Genomic DNA, 17,498 nt, shown 5'->3' with positions numbered 1-17,498 from the left:
GTCGTTAGCTACCAACTAGCAGGGTATGTTCGACGAGGAGGACCTCGCCGCGATTCGCGAGGCCCGCGAGGACTGGACGGACGACACGCTCGGGCCGGTCCTGGAGAACTACGGCGAACGGCGACGGCGATTCGCCACGGTGTCGAACCTCGAGGTCGACCGCCTGTACACGCCGCTGGACGTCGCCGACCTCGACTACGTCGAGGATCTGGGGTTTCCCGGCGAGGAACCCTACACCCGGGGCGTCTACCCGACGATGTACCGCGGGCGGCCGTGGACGATGCGCCAGTTCGCGGGCTTCGGGACGGCCAGCGAGACCAACGAGCGCTTCCACTACCTCGTCGACGAGGGCCAGACCGGCCTCTCGACGGCGTTCGACATGCCGACGCTGATGGGTATCGACTCCGACGACGCGATGGCCGAGGGCGAAGTCGGTCGGGAGGGCGTCGCCGTCGACACCTTGCGCGACATGGAAATTCTGTTCGACGGCATCGACCTGGCCGACGTCTCGACGAGTTTCACCATCAACCCGAGCGCGCCCCTCATATTCGCGATGTACGTCGCGCTGGCCGACGAGCGAGGGGTCCCGCGCGAGGAGTTGCGGGGTACCCTCCAGAACGACATGTTCAAGGAGTTCATCGCGCAGAAGGAGTGGGTCGTACCTCCAGAACCCTCCCTGAAGCTGGTCACGGACGTCGTCGAGTTCGCCAGCGAGGAGACGCCGAAATTCAAGCCCGTCTCGGTGTCCGGCTACCACATCCGGGAAGCCGGGTCGACCGCCGTGCAGGAACTGGCGTTCACGCTCGCGGACGGGTTCGCCTACGTCGAGGACTGCCTCCACCGCGGCATGGACGTCGACGACTTCGCCCCGCAGCTCTCCTTCTTCTTCAACGCCCACAACTCCATCTTCGAGGAAGTGGCCAAGTTCCGCGCCGCCCGCCGCATCTACGCTCGCGTGATGGACGAGTGGTACGGCGCCGCCCACCCCGACAGCAAGAAGCTCAAGTTCCACACGCAGACCGCCGGCCAGTCGCTCACCGCCCAGCAGCCGCTCAACAACGTCGTCCGGGTGACCATCCAGGCGCTGGCCGGCGTCATGGGCGGCACGCAGAGCCTCCACACCAACAGCTTCGACGAGGCCCTCGCGCTGCCCAGCGAGGAGTCGGTCCGCGTCGCGCTCCGGACCCAGCAGATCATCGCCAAGGAGTCCGGCGCCGCCGACATCGTCGACCCGCTCGGTGGTTCCTACGCCGTCGAGGCCCTCACCGACGAGATGGAGGAAGAGGCGATGGCGTACATCCACCACGTCAGAGACGACCTGGGCGATGGAGCGATGCGCGACGGCGTCCTCGCCGGCATCGAGCGGGGCTACTTCCAGCGGGAGATCCAGGACGCCGCCTACGAGTACCAGGAACGCGTCGAGGACGGCGAGGAGACCGTCGTCGGTGTCAACGCCTACACCGTCGAGGAGGAGACCGAACCCGAGATTCTCCAGGTCGACGAGACCGTCCAGGAGCGCCAGCAGGAGCGACTCGCCGACGTGAAGGCGTCGCGGGACGACGACGCCGTCGACGCGGCGCTGTCCGAGGTCCGTCGAGCGACCGAGAACGGCGAGAACGTCGTTCCTGCTCTCATTGAAGCAGTGAAAGTCGGGACGACGATGGGCGAGGTGATGGCCGTCTTCGAGGACCACTACGGCACGTACCGGGAGACCGCCGGCGTCTCGTAGGCTGCTTTATTCCGACATCGTCTCAGTAAGCTTATCACCCGCGGGCCAGGTGAACCCCCTATGGGTGTAATTGGTTCCCTCTCGACAGGCGTCGGTTCGCTCAAACGAAATCCAGTCATCTGGATCCTGGTCTTCGCGTACTCGCTCGCGGGCGCCGGACTGAGCGCTCTCCAGGTGATCGATCCGTGGCTCGTCCTCGCCGGCTCCGCAGTGTTCCTGTTCGCCGTCCCGTTCTACCTCGGCGGGATCATCGGAACCCTCGAGGAAGGTCTCCACGGCCGCGCTACCGTCGGCCGGTTCTTCTCGGCCGGCACGTCGAACTACCTGTCCATCTTCGGCGGCACCATCGTCCTTGGTATCGTCACGTTCGTCCTCTACTTCGTCGTCGGGTTCGTCGGATTGATCCTCTCTATCTTCGTCCTCGGCTTCGGCAGCATGGCCGACGTGACCTCCGCCGCCGTCGCCGTCCTCCTCGTCGGCGTGTTGCTCTCGCTACTGGTCGTCCTCCTGCCGTGGTTCTTCCTCCAGTTCTTCCCCGCCGCCGTCGTCGTCGACGACCTCGGGCTGGTCGACTCCTTCAAACGCAGCGGGAGCCTCGTCAAGAACAACTTCCTCTCCGTCGTCGGCTTCGACCTGCTGGCGTTCCTGATCAGTCTCGTCAGCTACATCCCGACTGTGTACATGTTAGCCCTCTCGGCTGACGATCCCAGGAGTCTGGAAAACGCTGGCCAGACGGCGCTCCACGCGCTTTCGACCACCGAACTGGGGATCTATCTGGCGATGACGGTCGTTCTCGGGACGATAGTGTACGCCGTCTCGCACGCGTTCTACGTCGCCTACTACGACCAGCTTCCGCGGTAACGGTCGACGGCGACCACCGTTTCCAGCCAGGCACGGTCCAGCGCCGGAACGCTCTCCGGACGCACCGCTGCTCGCGGCGTCAGTGACGGAGGACCTGGTAGCGACCCGCGTTACGCGTCCGCGTACCTGTTCGAGACGTAGACGACGAGTGCCAGGAGAATTCCGAGGCCCACGCCGACGGTCACGATACCGTACAGCGCGACGCCCAGCGGGGTGGGCGGCAGTGCGACGACCCCGAACAGTTCGGGCTCCAGATCCGCCGGGCTGATCGTCCCGAGCACGAACCCCATCACGCCGGCGATGGCGACGATGATAACGTACAGCTGTCCGACGACGCGGTCCCCGGGCCGCGTTCGGTTCGAGTTACTCACGAACCGAGCTTCGACCGCGAGACGATTAGCCTTTTTCACTCGACGTCGAAGGGCGAGCCATGACAGAGAAGGACCTGCTGTTTCTCGTGCTGGCCGGCATCGCCGCGATGATGTTCATCACCGGTATCGTGCTCATCGCCGGCGGTCTGTAGCCACCGCTCGAAGAGCCGTTCCCGTCGGCCCGCTTGACTGTCGTCGACGAGCTCGACTGAACAGAAGGCGACGTGCTCGTCGGGGTTCTCGGACCAGTCCCAGGATTCGGTGACTGACAGTATCGCAGAATTCGCAACCGCGATTGACCGCAGGTCTACTGTTGCTCGGAGTCCTCTGACGAGGACTCCTCTTTGAATTTTCTCCGAAAATTCAACCGACGATAGAGCGTCGCTCTATCGAGGCTCGGAATCGTCGTCCGACGATTCTCCTCTTTGGAACTCGCTCGCGCGAGTTCCAACTGCCAGTAGACCTGCGGTCTACTGTTGCTCGGAATCGTCTTCCGACGATTCCTCGCCCCCGTCCGTGATCGCTCGCTCCGTCTTCAGCTTGCGTTCGAACCAGGCGAAGTCACGGCCCTTCATGTTGTCCGCTTCGAGGTTCCACGGGTCGCCGGTCTCGACGACCGGCCCTTCGAGCCACGACTGGACGAGGTTCCAGACGAGGATGACGCTCCCGGCTAGCAGGAGCAACGCGCCGAGCGAGGCGATCTGGTGCCAGGTGGTCACCTGAGCGAGCGGCGCGATGGCGCCGTCGAACTCGTAGCTCGCGTAGCGGCGCGGCATGCCGAGGTAGCCAAGCACCAGCATCGCGAAGAAGGTCAGGTTGGTCCCGACCATCGAGAGCCAGAAGTGCCACTTCGCGAGCGTGCGCTGGTACATCTTCCCGGTGAAGATGGGGAACCAGTAGTAGAGGCCGGCGAAGGCAGCGAAGCCGATTGCGCCCATCACGATGTAGTGGAAGTGGCCGACGACGTAGTAGGTGTCGTGGAGCACCATGTCGATCGGAATCGACGCGAGGAAGACACCGGTGACGCCACCGATGATGAAGTTCGAGATGAACCCGATGCAAAACAGCATCGGCGCGGTCATGCGGAGCCGGCCGTTCCACATCGTCGTGATCCAGTTGAACGTCTTCACGGCGCTCGGTATCGCGATAGCCAGGGAGACTGCCATGAACGACGCGCGCAGGCGTGGGTCGATGCCAGTCGTGAACATGTGGTGGGCCCAGACGCCGAAGCTCAGGACGCCGATAGCCAGCGTCGAGTAGACGACGAACTTGAACCCGAACAGCTTGCGCGCCGAGAACTTCGGCAGCACGTAGCTGATGATCCCCATCGGCGGGAGTACGAGGATGTACACCTCGGGGTGGCCGAAGAACCAGAACAGGTGCTGCCAGAGGACCGGGCCGCCGCCGTCGACGGTGAAGAACGTCGTGCCGAGGTTCCGGTCGAGCAGCAACATGATGAGCGCGCTCCCGAGCAGCGGGAACGCGAAGAGGATGAGGCCGGACTGCGTGAGCATGGTCCAGCTGAAGATGTCCAGCGTCGCCCAGTTGACGTCCTCACCGCGCTCGGTGAAGATGGTCGCGATGAAGTTGATCGCCCCCATGGTCGCCGAGACGCCCGAGAGGTGAAGCCCGAGCAACATCAGGTCGATGCCGAACATCTCCTGTTCGATAGAGAGCGGCGTGTACATCGTCCAGGCCGTCTGGGCCGGGTCGATCGTCGGGACGAAGAAGCCCGCCCAGATGAGCAACGCCGCGGGGGGCAACAGCCAGAACGCGATGGCGTTGATCCGCGGGAACGCCATGTCGTCCGCGCCGATGAGCAGCGGGATGAAGTAGTTCGCGAACGCCGCGATGATGGGCGTCCCGAAGAGGAACAGCATCGTGATCCCGTGGCTCGTCATGATGGAGTTGTAGAACGCGTTCTCCACGATCGCCCCGGAGGGAACGACGAGCTGGACCCGGATGAGGAAGGCCATGATCCCGCCGACCGCGAACGAGATGATCGCGAAGGTCCCGTACAGGATTCCGATGTCCTTGTGGTCGACCGTCGTGAGCCAGCGGACCAGTCCGCCTGGCTTCTCCTCGTGCCCGTGCGTGGCCTCGTCGCCGTAGCCTACGCCGCCCCCGCCCGCCAGGGGAGTGTAGGAGCGCCAGTCCTCCAGACGAGTGAGGACGGCGACGATGGCGACGAGGAGCACTGCCATGAAAACCGTCAGCGCCAGCTGCTCTCCTGCCATAGCTCAAACTGAGGTTTGATGCATTATGAAAGGGTCGATCCACGGCCGGTCTTTCCCGCACGTGTCTGTCGATTTTGGCGGATACGCGGGGCTCCTCCTCTCGAAAGGGCGGTGTGAAAAACGGGAGTGTACCGACGGGTCGGCGGTCTACTCCGACGCGGCGTCGGCCGCTTCCTGGTGTTTGCCTTCGTCGCGCTCGACCACTTTGCCCGCGTAGTACGTCAGCACCGCGAGGGCCACCAGCGGCACCAGGAGCAGCGAGTACTGCACCGTCGTCAGCACCGGATCGACGCCGAACGAGGGGACGACGCCGAAACCGACGATGAAGAAGACGATGATCGCCATCGGAATCACGTTGACCGTCAGGTCGAGCAGCGTCTCCCGTTCGAATCCCAGTAGTGACATGGAGGATAGTTCACCAACCCGGACTAATAGAGTATTGATTTCCGTCGACGACGGGAGGTGGCAACTTGCCAGGTACGCACGCGTGTGACCGTCAGTGCTTCGTCTGCTCGACCACGGCGGCCACGGCGCCGGCGACGGCCATCGTCAGACCCGCCGCGACGACAGAGAGGCTCCGGGAGAGGATCCCGTTCCGGCCGAAGTTCTCGAGCGTTATCTGGTCGACCGGCACCTGCCAGCCAATCAGGACGACGCCTGCCACGGCGAGGACGGCACCCAGCGCGATCAGCGCCGACCACGGTCGCTCCGTGTATCCCGACTCCGTCAGGATGCCGGCGACGCTCCCCCCGAACAGCAACAGGCCGAAGACGGCGACGGGAAACACGCCGACGAACACCCCAATCTCGGAGAGTGCAAGCCCGAGCGCGACGAACAGCGGCCACGGACTCGCCCGCCGGTACTGGTCACTCAACCCCGATTGCTCGTTCATGGATGCGCTTGCGCGCGGGGGCCAAAAGGTGCATCGAAGCACGTCCGTCGACGGACACCGCTCGTATCGAGCACTGTCGACGCGTCGTCTCCCAGGGGAGCTGGCAGTTCGTGGCCAGCCGGACCGCGTTCAGGCGGCCTGGCCCGCCGAGTTGTTCTCCGAACGACATTACACGTCCCGAGAACGGGACGTATTGGCGTGACGAGCCACGGAGACGGCGCAAACTATTTGTCCCGGTTGGGGCTTTGCATTGATCATGAGTCCGCGCACGGTCGAACGGGTCGACGACTGGGAGACTGTTCCGTTCGGTGGTGGATACAGTGGCCTGCGCGACCTCGCTTCAGCGGAGTTCTCCGGCGTCGTGACGGCCGGACACACGCGACTGTTCATGATCAGGGGGACAGTCGTCGGCATCCTCGAGGGGTCGATAGACGATTTCGAGGAGGCGAGTGGGAACGCCCGCGAGGCGCCCCACCCCGCGTTGCCACTGCTCGCCGTGATGCAGGAGCGCTCCGACGAGGTCCGCGCCAAGTACTACACCGAAGATACGCCGATCGCCGACGTCGACCGGACCCTGTCGGACGGTTCCTTCACCGGGTTCGTCGAACTGGCGGAGAACGTCCTCTCTGGCGACTACTACCAGGTATACCACCAGGGACGCTCGATGAGCGTCGCCTACGTGGGCGCCAGCGAACGCCTGATAACAGACGACGAGGCGTTCGAACAGGCCGACGACGAGGTCGGCATCTACGAGGTCCGGCCAGTGGACATCGAGCCCATCGACATTCCGGAGTCCGGGGACGACGCAGACGACTCGGCGTCGGTCGACCCGATACCCGGCGCTGACGCGTCGACCGACGCGGGCATCGACGAGCCCGCACAGGATCCAACCGGCGACGAACCAGCAGCGCTCGACCCGGACCCCGCGGCGGTTCCCTCGACGGACGAGGAAGATGCCTCCGTGGACACAGGCAGCGAGACGGATACTGCGTCCCGGGACGTCGAGGACACCAGCGACACCACCGCCGTCGAGGACGACCCAGTGGACCGGGCGACGGCCCCCGCTGAATCGACGGGGCCGGTCACCGAGGCCGAACCGGACGAACCGGCAGACGCCACGGCGACCGGTTCCACAGACGAGTCCACACCCGCCGACGACGAGGCCCCGCCCCGGTCGACGAAGCAGGACGAGACCGGCCGGGACGCGGGAACGAACGAGTCGACAGTCGAGACACGCGACCCAACGGCGGAGACGGACGACCCGACCGCAGAGACAGACGACCCGACGCCCGAGCGAAACGACACCGCTGCCCGAAGCGAACCCGGTACGACCGACGAGCCCCATCCGGGCGCCACGTCCGCGTCGTCGACGGACCAGTCGTCGGGCCAGCAGTCCCCCGGGCCCGGCAGCGACTCGGGACAGACCGATCCGGCGCCGGGTGGACGGTCACAGCCGACCGACCCGGCTCCAGGGACACCGAACGACGGACAGCGACTCGGCGGCTCGCCCGCGGGCGGGTCGGCGAGCGACCTGGAGGTCCGGTCCATTCCGTCACTCGACCCATCCCTGACCAGCGCGGCGAGTAGATCCACGCCGTCGGACACGTCCGTGGGCCGAAACGGTGGCAGTGCGCAGTCTACCCAGACGCAGCGGCCCCAGGGCGGACAGCGACCCCACCAGCGCGAGGAACCCTCGTCGCGAACCGCCGACCAGTCGGTGAACGGATCGGCGAACAGAACAGAACCGAACGCTCGACGTGAACCGAACGAGGCGGCGGCCACACCGGAGAACGGGCAACAGGGCTCTGCGCCTGCGGAGTCCCGGTCCACCGGCCCAGACCAGGACCAGTCCGCCCACCCCGCAGCGGACGGTGACGACGCGGGTGAACTCGCGAGCGAACTCGAGGCACGCGAACAGGAGGTAGACGACCTCCGGACGGATCTGGAGCGCGTCGAGGCCGAGCGGGACGAACTCGAGACGAAATTCGCCGACCTGGAGACCGAACGCGACCGCCTCCAGTCCGAACTCGAGGAGGCGCGCGCCGAGATAGAGCGCCTCACCGAGCGTCTGGAGGACTTCGCCGAGGACGGCGCCACTGGGGCTGGAACCCAGGTCAGTGCGAGCGAGGCCATCGACAACACCAACCTGTTCGTGCGGTACAACTCCAAGGGCGACGCGACGCTGGAGACCGCCCACTCGGGCAACGCCGACCGGTCGGCCGTCGCGGAGAACATGCGTCTGGAGTACCACACGCAGTTCGACGCCGACGACGCCGCGGTCGGCAACGAGCCCTTCGACGACTTCCTGACTGGGACGATCCAGTACCGGTTCGTCGACTGGATCATCGGGAGCCTGCTGTACGAGGTCCGCGACACCGGCCACGCCGACGGGATGGCCGACCTCTACAACGCGCTCCCGAAGATCGACCGCGCGGAACTCAACGGCCAGGTGAGCGTCAACTACACCGAGGACGGCGAGGAACACCGCTCACAGGAGCGCTTCGACATCGTCGTGCGCGACCGCATGGGCAACCCGCTCCTCCTCGCGAACATCAACAACTCGCGGGACCCCGCGACGGACGCGATGATGACGGACCTGGTCAAGCGCGCCTCGCGGGTCGGTGAGTCGAGCGACTCGCTCGCTGGCGCGTTCCTCGTCACGGAGAGCTTCTTCGAACCCGCAGCCCTCGAAACCGCCGAGGAGGCCACCTCGAGCGGTCTGTTCAGCCGCGACAAGCGCAAGAGCTTCGTCAACCTCTCGCGCAAGGGCGGTTACCACCTCTGCCTGGTGGAGGCGCGAAACCAGGAGTTCCACCTCGCCGTCCCAGAGCTGTAACTCCACCTCGCCGTCTCCGAACACTGACGCCGCAAACGAAAAGCTGCGTTACCCTTCGATCTCTGCAGCGTCTTCGATCTTCATGCCTTCGAGCTTGTCGATGATCTCGTCGACCTTGTCGTCCAGGTCCTCGACGAACTCGGAGGTCTGTTCGGTCGTGATGGCGCCCTGGCTGGATGGCTCGATGAGGTTCTCCTCCTCGAGCACGCGCAGCGAGTAGCGAACCTTGTGGTGCGGGTAGCCCGTCTCGTTGGACATTTTGACGATCCCGATCGGTTCGTTCTCGATGACCATCCGCAGAACCTGCAGATGTCGCTCCAGCATGTCTACTTCCTTCTCAAGCCTGTCTATCATGGCAATTGTTAACTTGTGTTTGCAGGATTTAAAAGTTGCTGTCCGACCGGGTCCTTCGCTGGTCTAATTTTCGAGTAAGGTGTGTATAAAGCTATCGTGGTCCTGAGGCGGGCGACCGTAACGGGGCGTTTCGGACCGTAATCTGTTTACCACGGCCCCCGAAAGTCCCGACTGATGACCGTAACCATCGTCGGCTCGCAGCTCGGCGACGAGGGGAAGGGCGGCATCGTCGACCTGTACGGCGACGACGCGGACGTCGTCGCTCGCTACCAGGGCGGCGACAACGCCGGCCACACCGTCGTCGACGACGGCGAGGAGTACAAACTCTCGCTCGTTCCGAGCGGAGCCGTACGCGGCAAGGTCGGCGTTCTCGGTAACGGATGCGTCGTCAACCCGCGAACGCTGTTCGACGAGATAGACGCCCTCCGCGAGCGCGGACTCGAACCCGACGTACGGGTCGCCGAGCGCGCACACACGATCCTTCCGTTCCACCGCGTCCTCGACGGCATCGAGGAGGACGTCAAGAGCGAGACGGACCAGGAAGTCGGCACCACCGGCCGCGGCATCGGGCCGACCTACGAGGACAAGGCGGGACGTCGCGGCGTCCGTATCGGCGACCTGACCGACCCCGACGTCCTCCGGGACCGTCTCGAGTACGTCGTCCCGCAAAAGCGGGCGCTGGCCGAAGAAGTGTACGGCGTGGACGTGGACGAGGCGTTCGACGTCGACGCGCTGTTCGAGGAGTACAGCGAGTTCGGCGCGCGCATGGAGCGCGAGGGGATGCTCGTCGACGCAGGCGACTTCCTCGCCCGACAGATCGACGACGGCCAGAACGTCATGTTCGAGGGTGCCCAGGGCACCATCATCGACATCGACCACGGCAACTACCCGTACGTCACCTCGTCCAACCCGACCGCGGGCGGGGCCTGCACGGGCACCGGCCTCGGTCCGACCGTCGTCGGCGACGGCGACGTCATCGGCATCGTGAAGGCCTACCTCACCCGCGTCGGGAGCGGCCCGCTCCCCACCGAACTCGGCGGGGTCGTCGGCGACACGCCCGGCTACGACGAGTCCACGGAGGGCCGCAACGAGGAACTGGCCGAGCACATCCGCGAGGAGGGCGACGAGTACGGCACCGTCACCGGCCGCCCGCGGCGGGTCGGCTGGCTGGACATGCCGATGCTCCGCCACGCTGCCCGCGTCAGCGGATTCACCGGCCTCGCCGTGAACCACGTCGACACCCTCGCCGGCCTCGACGAACTGAAGGTCGGCCACACGTACACCCTCGACGGCGAAGAGCGAGAGACGATGCCCGCGACGACCGAACAGTGGGCCGCCTGCGAACCGAACTTCCGTTCGTTCGACGGCTGGGCAGCGGCCGACTGGGCCGCCGTCGCCGAGGAGGGATACGAGGCGCTCCCAGAGAACGCGCGGACCTACCTCGAATACATCGAGGACGAGGTCGGCGCACCGATATACGCGATCGGTCTGGGCCCGGGCCGGTCGGAGACCATCGTTCGCGAACGACCGTTCTGAGGTTCGTGGGCGGGTCACCGCCCCATCGAGTTGCCAGATTCTCGCCGCCACCGACCGGTATCAGTCGTCAGTTCGACCCGACGAAAGGGGACGCTCCGTCCGGTTACCGCCGGTCGACACCGGCGAACTCGAATCTGGCGCCGTGGTCTGCGGACTCGGTCAGTTCGACCGTCCAGCCGTGGCCTCGCGCTATATCGCGGACGATGTTCAATCCCAGGCCGGTTCCGTCCGACGTCGACGTCGTTCCGGGTTCGAAGACGTCGTCGCGCTCGTCCTCGGGAATCCCCGGGCCGTCGTCGGCGACGAAAAAGCCCTTCGCGTGGTCGAGTTCGCCCACCGTGACTGTGACGTCGTCACCCGCGTGCTCGCGGGCGTTCCGGAAGAGGTTCTCGAACAACTGCATGAGTCGGTCTTCGTCCGCGAGCACGGTGGCGTCGACGTCCAGAGCCAGGTCCATCTGACCCGTATCGACGGTTTCCCAGCAGGCCTGGACGATTTCACGGAGGTCCAGCGGGACGGGGTCGTCGATGGTGCGGCCCTCCCGGGCGAGGTCGAGCAGGTCGTTGACGAGGTCGTCGATTCGGTCGAGGGCGTTGGCGACTTTCTGGAGTCGCTCCTCTTCCTCGGGTGCGTCCACGAGTTCGAGGTGCCCGGACGCGACGTTCAGCGGATTGCGCAGGTCGTGACTCACGACGCTCGCGAACCGTTCGAGTCTGTCGTTCTTGTTCGAAAGCTCTGCGACGGTCCGCTGGAGTTCCTGTTCCAGTTCTTTGAGTTCGGTCCCGTCGGTGAGCATGACGTGCGCGCGCTGCTCGACGTTCCCGTAGCTGTAAGGAGAGAGGCGAAGTCGGTAGTACCGCCGCCCGTCGGCAGTCGACAGGGAGAAATTGACCACGACGGTACGCCCGTTTTCGACAGCTGAGATCAGGTCGGCGTCGTCGGTATCGACGGCCACGACCGACCTGAACGCCGGTCTCTCGTCGTCTTCGACGACGGGAAACCAGTCCCGGAAGGCGTCGTTGGCGGCGACGATGACGAGCGTGCCATTCTCGACGGTGAGGTCGGCGATCGCCGCCGGGACGTTCCTGAAGAGCGAGCGCCAGCGGTGCCGCTCGCGCTCGCTGGTGGCCCGAGCGGCTTCACCCTGCGCGATACGCACGCCGGCGAGAGCTCCACCGACCGTGCCCCAGAGCGCGAGCTGGAAGACCCCGACAGCGAGTTCGACGCGGTCGTTTACCGGCTGAAACCCGAGCACCAGGGCCCCGACCACGCCCGCTCCCAGGAACCCGCCGACCGTCCACCTCGCCAGGATGGGATACTGCTGGCGACCGACGTCGTCGAGGCTTCGGGTCGTGGCGTACAGAAGCACACCGACGGTTGCGAGAGAGAGGACCGTAGCTGCCAGTGCAGCCGAGATCCCCACTCCCGCGATCGACGTCACTTCGTGTACATTCTGCAACGGTAAACCTCGTATCACAGTCGGTGTTTCCGTGAGTACCGCTGAGAACGGGTCCCTGGCCAGTTCCACATCGGTACTAACTGGGGTGGAATTGTAAGGATACCGCCTCCAGTATCACATCCGAGAGTACGGGACGCTCGCGCGGGTATCAGTTGCCGGGCCGAGAAGACGACCCTCTCGACACCCGGCATTCTTTTTACGGGTCAGTCCGGATACCGTGGTATGAAAGAGGACCTGATGGACATCATCTGCTGTCCCCTCGACAAGCAGGAACTCGAACTGACCGTCGACGAGCGTGACGGGGACGACGTCATCGACGGCACGCTCACCTGCACCGAGTGTGGCGAACGGTATCCGATCGAGGAGGGCATCCCGAACCTCCTGCCGCCGGATATGCGCGACGACATCCCCGCCTGAGAACGCCGGACGGATCGCTACTGAATCGTCACCCGCTTATAGTATCGCTCACCGGTTTTCGGGCAGTATCAACCTTTTTCTACCGTCCCGCCGGAGAGACAGTATCGTGCCAGACACGCTGCCCGTCCACCTCAACCGCGAGTCCCTCCACTCGCTGGACGTGCCGACCGGAATCGAGACCGACGGGTCGTTCGACGTCCTGCTGGTCAACCACGGCGAGGCGGTCCACGTCCACCTCCACCTCGACGATCCGCTCTCACGCCTGGCGACCCTCGACGCGAACAACCACTACGTCCAGGCCGAGTCGGAACGCCCCGTTCGGGTCACCGTCGACCGCGGCGCGACGGGCCACGGCAAGCTCAAGGTCGTCACGAGCTACGGCGCCGAGACGCGCTACGTCGACGTCGACCTCGTGGAGCCTGCTGAATCCGAGCAGCCGGTTCAGGTCGACGAGTCGCTCTCGAAGCCCCAGCCGAAGGAACCCGAGTCGAGCAGCGGTCCCTCCCTGGCCGACCGCATCGGCTCACCGGTGTTCCTGCTGGCCGGGGTCGCGCTGTTGCTCGCCGCCGCGGTGGTCGCCGTCGTCCAGTCACCGATCGTCCAGTTCGGCTCGGCCGTCGTCTTCTTCGCGGTACTCGTCGGTCTCTTCCTGGCGTACGCGGAGTGACTACGCGCCCGTCTCGACGCTGACTACTCGCCCGTCTCCACGCCGCCCAGGTTGCCGTCCTCGTCGAACAGCTTCGCGCGGAGGAACCGGGCCCGGTAGCGGTTGGCGCCGTCGGAGACGTCCGCGTCCCTTATTTCGTCGGCCCTGCCGTCGGCGACGGCGTCGATGATCGTCTCGATCTGTTCTTTCTCGCTGGGCGTCAGCTCGAACTCGTAGGTCCGTGACTCCTCGGATTCGAGCTTCGTCCACTCGCGCGCGGCAGCGACGACGAGCGAGCAGGGTTCGCGACACGGGAACTCACCCTCGCCGCCGGGCGCGTCGAGTTCCGTCTCCTCGTCGTACTGCCACTCCCGGCGTTTGAGACACTGGGAGTCGTCACAGCAGGCTTCGGCGACCCACTCGACGTGTTCGTGGCCCTCACCGCGGTCCCAGGTCTGGACGAGCCCGTACATGCCGGTCTGGCGCTCCATCGTCTCGCGCCAGTGGGAGACGTCGAGGTCGCCCTCCTGGCTCGCGTGTCGCTCCGCTCCCGCTCGCCCGGCCGGGGCGTCACTCCGTTCAGCCCCTCGCTCCCGATGCCAGTTGGTGACCGTCGCCGGGTAGAAGAAGTCGACCGCCTCGACGAGGGCGGCGCCGGAGAGGTCCGTGAACTGCCAGCCGGTCTGGAGCGTCGGCGCGGTCTTGAGCGGCCGGAACTGGCCGTCGTCGTCGTACTTGGTCAGCGTCCGCGCGTCGAGCGGGTCGTCGTGGGAGTCGAGGGTCGTGTCGGGCTCGTCGGCGTCGTCCACGTGGCGGAGTCCGTACCGGCGTTCGCCGTCCGCGTCGATGGTGACCGTTATCCTGAGCTGCCCCCAGTTCCGGGCGAACTTGCCGTCGGCCATCGCGGCGTACCGGCGCTCGACGCCGAGATCCTCGGCGTGCTCGACCCACCGGAGAAACGCCCAGCGGTCCGCTTTCTGCGGGGCGACGGCGTGCCAGTAGTACCAGTTCGTGACGTAGTTGGCGTGGGCCGACAGTGCCGCCCCGAGTTCGTCGTTCGCGACCGAGCGGGGCTTCCCGTCACCGATCAGGAGGTGGTACTCCGCGCCGGCCGGCGAGATCCGGAGTCCGTCGAAGTCGATGCCGTCGATGGCCGCGTCCTCGGCGGCCGCGACCTGGTCGTCCCGCATCGTCAGTCCCCCGAGGCCGGCGATCCGCCGGCCGTCGACCGCACTTCGTCTATCGCGGCCTCGACGTCCGCGCCCGCGTCGGCCGCCCGTTCCAGTACCACGTCGGCCATCAGCGGCTCCGTCCCGACCGCGCCGGAGTACCAGATGCGGTGGCCGTCGACTTCGGCCGGCGTCTCCCAGCCCGTCCGGTAGTCGTCGGTCAGCCCCATGTCCTCGGGGATGTCCTCCTGGGTGTGGAAGCCGTCGGCGACGAACAGCGGGACGACGACGATATCGTCGCTCTCGAAGAAGTCGGTGACGTCGTCGACCTCCGGGTCCTCGTCCATGAACAGCGCCTGGACCTCGTCGAAGCGGCCGGACTCCCGGATGCGGTCGGCGTGGTACTCGATAGCCTTCGCGCTGTTCTCGTTGCGCTCGGTGCCGTGACCCACGACGGCCAGGCCAAACCCATCGCCCACGTCGGGGTCGCCCGTCACCGACTCCGCCCGCTGGACGATGACGTCGCTCATCGAGTCGTGCGTCCCGACCGGGCCGCAGTAGTGGACGGTCTGACCGGTGTCGCTCGCGGTCAGCGTCGTGTGGGTCGCGCTCGTCCCGTCGGAGTCCCAGTCCTCGGGGTCCCAGCCGTCGAGGCGGAGCTCCCGCGGGATGACCTGCTCGGTAAAGTAGCCCTCCGAGATGAACAGCGGGACGACGTACACCTCGTCGGCGTCGACGGTCCTGAGCACCTCCCGGAAGGAGGGCTCTTCCTTCCAGAAGGACTCGCGAACCTCGTCGAACGCGCCCACCGCCCGGATGGTGTCCGCGTGGTCGAACGTGGGCTGTGAGGACCCGGCGTTGAGGTGCGACCCGTGGGCCGCGATGACCAGCGCTTGCATGTTGGGTTGTCCTTGCGTGAGCCGAGACTTAGGGGCTTCGCTGGACTAGTTGGGTACGAGAGTGTGTACCCGCCTGTGATGGCAACAACGGAACGAACAACCAGACAGCCCCGCCCGGCTTGATTGTCCAGGCCGGGTGGGACTGAAAGGGGTGACCGCGTGGCCGAACCCCGGCGACGTAAGGACTGCAGCGACCGGAGGGAGCGAAGTCTTTCGAAAGAGCTCCGCTCTTTCGTGATGACGAGAGACGCGGAGCGTCTCTCGAACCACCCGCAGCGAGCCGCGGGAGGTCACGCGGTCGGGGCTTTCTCGATGTTCGCGGTTTCAATTTGCGTTGTTCTCTCGCTGCAATGCCAATCGGTCACCCATACTCCAAACCCGCGCCACTTTTGGGGATACACCACTCGAAGAGGGACATGCGATCGAAATCTCTCGCCCAGCGGACCCGCGACGCGGTCCGCGACGAACCGTTCCTCTTCGACGCGCTCCGGGCGGGCGTGCTCAACTACAGTGCGGCGGCCCGGTACCTCCCGGTCGAGGGCGAACGCGACGCCATCGCGACCGCGCTGCGGCGCTTCGGCGACGAACTCGACGAGTTCGAACCGGCGGGCGGCGACGTCCGGGTGTCGATGAAGAGCGGAATCGGCCCCGCGGCCGGCGCGGAGCCCCTACTCGCCGTCGGCGAGGTCGGCTTCGCCGCGGAGGGCGGCGGGTCCACAGCCATCGTCGGCTCGGGGTCGGTCGACGCGGGCGTCCTGCGGCGCGTCCTGGGACGCCTGGAGACTGCCGGTATCGAGGTGGAAGCGGCAGGCGTCACGGAAGACGCCATCGTGGTCGTCGTCGAACGACGAGTCGGGGCTGACGCTATCAGGGCGGTCGAGGCGGCCGTCGACGCCTGAATTGCGTCACGCCGACTCCAGCGCGTAGGCCATCGAAGATGTCTCGTTGCCGCCCTCGGTCAGGACGAACACCGCACCGTCTGCGACTGCGATCCCTTTTGCCGGCCGGCCTTCGACCTCGTGGGACCACCGCTTCGCACTGGTGCGGAGTGGCCCGACGCCGGTGCCCCCGTCGAACCGGTATGCTGTCACCGCGGTGTCGCTGGCGGCGTAGACCGTTTCGCCCGCTGCCGCCGGACCGCAGTCCGTCGTCTCACCGGCGGTCCACCGTTCGTCACCGCCGCTCGATTTCCGGGCCTGGAGCCGGTGTCCGGCCGTGAATATCGTATCGCCAGTGAGGACGAACGAGCCCCTGGTGTAACTGTCAGCCCGCCACTCGATTTTCCCGTAGTCGTCGAGCCGATACGTGGGGCCGCCGAAAAAGCTCACGTACGGCCCACCCCAGGTTGTCGTCCCCAGTGCGGTACACATCCCGTGGAAGTTCCGCCGCCAGTACCCCTTCCCGTCGTCGCGGGAGAGTGCGTACAGTTCGCCACCTTGCGTCGCGACGAGCAGTTCTGGAATTCCGAGCACGAGACCCATCACCTCTCCGAACACCTCGCGGCGCCACCGACGCTCGCCGGTTTCCGGGTCGAGCCCGTAGACGGTGTCGTGGGCGCCGGCGAACAGCATCGGATACCCATCACGGGGTTCGATCAGCAGCGTCTGGACGCCGTGGTCGGGTTCGGAGAAGGTCCACCGACGCTCGCCCGTCTCCAGATCCAGTGCGTATATCCCCGTCTCGCCGATAACGGCGACGTAGACGGTGCCGTCGTGCACGAGGACGTCGCGGGGCCACAGCACCGGGTCGTCGTCATCGCCGCGCTCGCGCCACTGCTCGTCACCGGTGGCTGCCGAGACGGCCACCACGCCGTCGGCCGTCGGGAGGAGCGCGGTGCCATCGGCGACGACCGGTCGCGCCGACGGGCTGGATATCTCCACGCTCCAGCGCTCGCTGACGCCGTCGGTGGGACCGACCGACTGCGGGTTGTAGCAGGTTCCGTATCGGTCGAAGGTCGGCTGGGGCCACCAGCTGGTATCGGGGTCGTCCTGGCCGGCGTAGTACGGCGTCGCGCCGTCGAGGCACCCCGCCGTCGCGGTGATCGTGACTGCTCCCACGCCGGAGAGGAAGGCTCGTCTGGAGGGCATCGACT

General features: G+C 66.0%; 16 protein-coding genes. 7 read left to right on the top strand and 9 right to left on the bottom strand.

What is annotated here, in order from left to right; genetic code table 11:
- The first annotated feature begins 25 nt into the window (after nt 1–25).
- Together BM337_RS07290 and BM337_RS07285 are read left to right on the top strand one after the other, a co-directional pair.
- Nucleotides 26–1,729, top strand: a complete 1,704-nt coding sequence (locus BM337_RS07290; protein WP_089815368.1) for an acyl-CoA mutase large subunit family protein — start codon at nt 26–28, stop codon at nt 1,727–1,729.
- 60 nt (nt 1,730–1,789) lie between these two features.
- On the top strand, nt 1,790–2,590 hold the full coding sequence (locus BM337_RS07285) for a DUF7847 domain-containing protein (protein ID WP_089815367.1): 801 nt from the start codon (nt 1,790–1,792) through the stop codon (nt 2,588–2,590).
- Nucleotides 2,591–2,700: 110 nt separating this feature from the next.
- Here BM337_RS07285 and BM337_RS07280 read toward each other — a convergent pair whose 3' ends face one another.
- From BM337_RS07280 to BM337_RS07265, 4 genes are all read right to left on the bottom strand, one after another.
- Nucleotides 2,701–2,961, bottom strand: a complete 261-nt coding sequence (locus BM337_RS07280) for a DUF7520 family protein (protein WP_089815365.1) — start codon at nt 2,959–2,961, stop codon at nt 2,701–2,703.
- Between the two features lie 470 nt (nt 2,962–3,431).
- Nucleotides 3,432–5,198: a cbb3-type cytochrome c oxidase subunit I gene (locus BM337_RS07275; protein WP_089815363.1), complete on the bottom strand. Its 1,767-nt coding sequence runs from the start codon at nt 5,196–5,198 to the stop codon at nt 3,432–3,434.
- A gap of 147 nt (nt 5,199–5,345) precedes the next feature.
- Entirely contained in the window at nt 5,346–5,603 is a 258-nt protein-coding gene (locus BM337_RS07270) for a DUF6684 family protein (RefSeq protein WP_089815361.1), read from the bottom strand.
- A gap of 91 nt (nt 5,604–5,694) precedes the next feature.
- Nucleotides 5,695–6,090 (bottom strand): DUF7541 family protein, encoded by a 396-nt coding sequence (locus BM337_RS07265; protein ID WP_089815357.1) that lies wholly within the window; start codon nt 6,088–6,090, stop codon nt 5,695–5,697.
- 256 nt (nt 6,091–6,346) lie between these two features.
- On the opposite strand from BM337_RS07265, the gene BM337_RS07260 reads away from it, so the two are divergent.
- Nucleotides 6,347–8,926 (top strand): DUF7527 domain-containing protein, encoded by a 2,580-nt coding sequence (locus BM337_RS07260; protein WP_089815356.1) that lies wholly within the window; start codon nt 6,347–6,349, stop codon nt 8,924–8,926.
- Between the two features lie 48 nt (nt 8,927–8,974).
- Here BM337_RS07260 and BM337_RS07255 read toward each other — a convergent pair whose 3' ends face one another.
- Nucleotides 8,975–9,280, bottom strand: a complete 306-nt coding sequence (locus BM337_RS07255; protein WP_089815353.1) for a hypothetical protein — start codon at nt 9,278–9,280, stop codon at nt 8,975–8,977.
- A 174-nt stretch (nt 9,281–9,454) separates the two neighbouring features.
- Between BM337_RS07255 and BM337_RS07250 the strand changes: the two genes are divergently transcribed.
- The gene (locus BM337_RS07250) at nt 9,455–10,816 is read left to right on the top strand and encodes an adenylosuccinate synthase (protein WP_089815351.1); all 1,362 of its coding nucleotides are present in this window, start codon (nt 9,455–9,457) and stop codon (nt 10,814–10,816) included.
- A 103-nt stretch (nt 10,817–10,919) separates the two neighbouring features.
- On the opposite strand, the gene BM337_RS07245 is transcribed toward BM337_RS07250, so the two are convergent.
- Nucleotides 10,920–12,185, bottom strand: a complete 1,266-nt coding sequence (locus tag BM337_RS07245; RefSeq protein ID WP_089815348.1) for a sensor histidine kinase — start codon at nt 12,183–12,185, stop codon at nt 10,920–10,922.
- 312 nt (nt 12,186–12,497) lie between these two features.
- On the opposite strand from BM337_RS07245, the gene BM337_RS07240 reads away from it, so the two are divergent.
- A complete protein-coding gene (locus BM337_RS07240) occupies nt 12,498–12,692 on the top strand; it encodes a methytransferase partner Trm112 (protein ID WP_089815345.1) in 195 nt (64 codons plus the stop codon).
- 106 nt (nt 12,693–12,798) lie between these two features.
- Nucleotides 12,799–13,359 carry a DUF7524 family protein gene (locus tag BM337_RS07235; RefSeq protein ID WP_089815343.1) on the top strand — a complete coding sequence of 187 codons (561 nt, stop codon included), beginning with the start codon at nt 12,799–12,801 and terminating at the stop codon, nt 13,357–13,359.
- A 23-nt stretch (nt 13,360–13,382) separates the two neighbouring features.
- On the opposite strand, the gene BM337_RS07230 is transcribed toward BM337_RS07235, so the two are convergent.
- Nucleotides 13,383–14,528: a DR2241 family protein gene (locus BM337_RS07230; RefSeq protein WP_089815342.1), complete on the bottom strand. Its 1,146-nt coding sequence runs from the start codon at nt 14,526–14,528 to the stop codon at nt 13,383–13,385.
- 2 nt (nt 14,529–14,530) lie between these two features.
- Complete coding sequence (locus tag BM337_RS07225) at nt 14,531–15,406, bottom strand: CbiX/SirB N-terminal domain-containing protein (RefSeq protein WP_089815340.1); 876 nt, start codon at nt 15,404–15,406, stop codon at nt 14,531–14,533.
- 416 nt (nt 15,407–15,822) lie between these two features.
- On the opposite strand from BM337_RS07225, the gene BM337_RS07220 reads away from it, so the two are divergent.
- The gene (locus tag BM337_RS07220; protein WP_089815338.1) at nt 15,823–16,305 is read left to right on the top strand and encodes a DUF7523 family protein; all 483 of its coding nucleotides are present in this window, start codon (nt 15,823–15,825) and stop codon (nt 16,303–16,305) included.
- Between the two features lie 6 nt (nt 16,306–16,311).
- On the opposite strand, the gene BM337_RS07215 is transcribed toward BM337_RS07220, so the two are convergent.
- Complete coding sequence (locus BM337_RS07215; protein WP_177227241.1) at nt 16,312–17,493, bottom strand: outer membrane protein assembly factor BamB family protein; 1,182 nt, start codon at nt 17,491–17,493, stop codon at nt 16,312–16,314.
- Nucleotides 17,494–17,498 lie beyond the last annotated feature (5 nt).

Origin of the sequence: Halomicrobium zhouii (assembly GCF_900114435.1) — an archaeon.
Classification (GTDB): Archaea; Halobacteriota; Halobacteria; order Halobacteriales; family Haloarculaceae; genus Halomicrobium; species Halomicrobium zhouii.
Note: the sequence above shows the minus strand (reverse complement) of the source record. Positions and strands in the feature narration are given on the sequence as shown.